The sequence below is a fragment of the Massilia phosphatilytica genome, from assembly GCF_977014125.1.
This window is the reverse complement of sequence record NZ_CDRNIL010000081.1, coordinates 1-2,612: the sequence shown is the minus strand read 5'-3', so window position 1 is coordinate 2,612 and position 2,612 is coordinate 1. Positions and strand designations below refer to the sequence as shown.

At 66.0% G+C, this 2,612-nt stretch carries 3 protein-coding genes and 1 pseudogene; 1 reads left to right on the top strand and 3 read right to left on the bottom strand.

From position 1 onward, the window contains the following. Nucleotides 1-39: 39 nt before the first annotated feature. From ACWNCF_RS02835 to ACWNCF_RS02825, 3 genes are read right to left on the bottom strand one after another with little or no spacing between them, the layout of a single operon-like run. Nucleotides 40-579, bottom strand: coding sequence for a CsgG/HfaB family protein (locus tag ACWNCF_RS02835; RefSeq protein WP_449405937.1), 540 nt, complete (start codon nucleotides 577-579; stop codon nucleotides 40-42). Continuing rightward, nucleotides 576-1,001, bottom strand: a complete 426-nt coding sequence (locus tag ACWNCF_RS02830) for a curli assembly protein CsgF (protein WP_449405936.1) — start codon at nucleotides 999-1,001, stop codon at nucleotides 576-578. The genes ACWNCF_RS02835 and ACWNCF_RS02830 overlap by 4 nt, the downstream gene beginning before the upstream one ends. 21 nt (nucleotides 1,002-1,022) lie before the next feature. After that, nucleotides 1,023-1,415: a CsgE family curli-type amyloid fiber assembly protein gene (locus ACWNCF_RS02825; RefSeq protein ID WP_449405935.1), complete on the bottom strand. Its 393-nt coding sequence runs from the start codon at nucleotides 1,413-1,415 to the stop codon at nucleotides 1,023-1,025. A gap of 205 nt (nucleotides 1,416-1,620) precedes the next feature. Here ACWNCF_RS02825 and ACWNCF_RS02820 point away from each other — a divergent pair. Beyond that, nucleotides 1,621-2,162, top strand: a pseudogene (locus tag ACWNCF_RS02820) (cysteine hydrolase family protein); the annotation flags it as partial. Between the last annotated feature and the right edge of the window lie 450 nt (nucleotides 2,163-2,612).

Genomic DNA, 2,612 nt, shown 5'->3' with positions numbered 1-2,612 from the left:
TTATCTGGTTTCCCTTCGTTCAGTTGCGTATTGCTAAGGTTAAAACGGAGGAGTTCGTTGGATGATCCAGCACCTGTGCTCATCCCGATGCGAGGAAGCGCGCGCCCACGCCGCCCCGCGCACATTGCTTTCGTAGGCGACGATGCCGCCTTCGACCAGCACCGATGCCGCCAGCAGCGGCGGGATCTGCACGGCCGGCGTACCGGCCGGCTGCGGCATCTCCAGCGCACGCACGATCTTGCGTTCGGTGAGCAGGTTCTGCAGGTTCTCGCGTTCGACCGGGATGAACCAGCCGGAGTCCTGCAGCGCCCGGATCAGCAGCGACGACGCGCCCTGCGTCACCGCCGTGGAAAAAGAACTGTCCGGGGCGGGCTTGTACTGGCCGGTCTGGTCGCGGATGCCGTACACGGCCACCGCGATCTTGCCCTTGGGCGGCGGCAGCGACAGCAGGTCGCGCGTGATGGCGGTGGCGGGCGTGAGCCGCGCATTGTCGCGTACCGGCGACGGCGCATGGGCGCAGCCGCCCAGCAGGGACAGCAGTGCGAGCGCGGCTGGCCACGCACGATGCGGCGCGCTCATTGCCCCACCTCGAACGAGGTGACGGCACCGGTCGTCTTGTCCGTGGTGGTCACGCGCAGTTGTCCCCCGCCCAGGTCGGTCACCGTGATGACGAAGTTTTCGGTCGAGAATGTCCCTGGCAACAGTTTGCCGTCCGATCCCATCAGCTTCGACGTCGCGGCGGAAGCGAGCTGGCTCAGCATCATGCGTTCGAGCGTCTGGTTGAACTGTTCGAGAGGCGTCTGGTTCAGCGGCGACGCCCCGCCCAGACCCGACTGTCCGTGCCTGTTGGTCGCCGATGCCGAGCCGAGCAGGCCCGGGCCGTTGGACGGCGCGCCGCCGAAATTCGGATTGACCGGCACGTAGACCAGTTCGGACGCGCACGCGGCGCCACCGCACAGCGCGAGACCACAGGCGAGAGGCAGGGACAGTCGGAGAAACATGGCTCACTCCTTCAGGCGGGATCAGAATTCGTCGGGCGCGAGGTCGGCATCGCGGATGAGCGTACGTTGGCGCTCGATGTCCAGGACGGCCCGGTAGGCGCTTTCGGCGGCGTTTTCGCCCAGCGCCTCCAGCCCGGTGCGCGCGGGCGGCAGTTGCACCTGCAGCACCCGGCGGGAGCCGTACTCGATCCAGACCTGGGTGCCCCAGCGCGCCGACGGGCGCTCGCGGATGGCGATCGTGTAGCGGTCGCTGTTCGGCTTGTCGAGCCAGGCGGCAATGAAGTACTGGCAGAATTCATGGCCCGCGACCGTGATGGCCTGGTTCGTCACGATGCCCCAGCCATCCGGCTCCAGGTTGCGCTCGGGCGCCTGCGCACCGGCGTGAGCGGCAAGCGGGCAGGTCGCCGCCAGCACGAGGCAGGCGAGGCGACTTGCGTAAGCGAGCGGAAATGATTGTTGCATAAAAGTTATAAAATAGACAAGATCGGCACATGCAGTCTATCGGTATGGATGGGACGCTCCATGAGCGTTGTCAGACATCTCGAGGGACGGGTTCGGGTGGTGTTAAGCTCGCGGCGCAGGGACGGCGCGCCGCGCCGCCTGCTCAGCCGAGGACATCATGGCCGTACGAACCGCCCTGCTCATCATCGACATGCAAAAAGGCATGCTCAGCCCGACCCTGCCGCCCCGGAACAACCTGCAGGCGGAAGACAACATCACCCGCCTGCTGGCCGCCTGGCGGGAACGAGATCAACCGGTCGTCCTGGTGCGCCACATCAGCCGCGCGCCGGCGTCGGTCTTTGCGCCCGGCCAGAGCGGCGCCGAATTCCAGGAACGTTTTAGGCCGCTGGCGCACGAACACGTCGTCGAAAAGAACGTGCCGGATGCCTTCATCAATACCGGGCTGGAACGTTGGCTGCATGCGCGCGGTATCCGCCACGTCGTCATTGCCGGCGTGAGCACGAACAATTCCGTCGAGGCGACGGCGCGCACGGCCGGCAACCTGGGGTTTCGACCATCGTCGCGGCGGATGCCTGCTTTACCTTCGACAAGGCGGACTTCGGCGGCACGCTGCGCAGCGCCGAGGACGTCCACCTGATGGCGCTGGCGAACCTGCACGGCGAGTATGCCGACGTGCGCGCGACCGATGACGTCCTGGCCGTCAGTCCCGCCGCCGCCGAACTGGGCGCGGACCATGGCGAGGTCGACTCCGCGAAGCGCTGCTCGACGGATTGCCCCGGCGTCCTGAGCCAGGCGTCGATCGCCGGCAGGTCCGGTCGTGCGGGGTCAAGCATGATGTCTCCTCACCGTCGTGGCAGCAGCCACCCGACCCGCCATTGCTCCCGCAGAGCCCGCGATCTTTGTTGCGTCACCTCAAGCTTCCGATCCCGTTCACCTTGATCAATTTTTATCGAATACACTATCCCCGCGACACATTCCCAACCTGAAAGAACCCTGAAAGGAGACGGCATGACTTTGAAATCGCTCATGGCCGACCGTGCGTCCGCTCGCAGCGGCCGGCGTCCGGCCGCGGACCAGTGCACGCCCCGATGACCCTGGTGAGCGCCGACGGCACCGGCAAGATGATCACACACACACACACACACACAC

Bases quoted from the DNA above. Each gene is read 5' to 3' on its own strand.
- ACWNCF_RS02835 (WP_449405937.1), bottom strand. From the start codon at position 579: ATGAGCGCGCCGCATCGTGCGTGGCCAGCCGCGCTCGCACTGCTGTCC.
- ACWNCF_RS02830 (WP_449405936.1), bottom strand. From the start codon at position 1,001: ATGTTTCTCCGACTGTCCCTGCCTCTCGCCTGTGGTCTCGCGCTGTGC.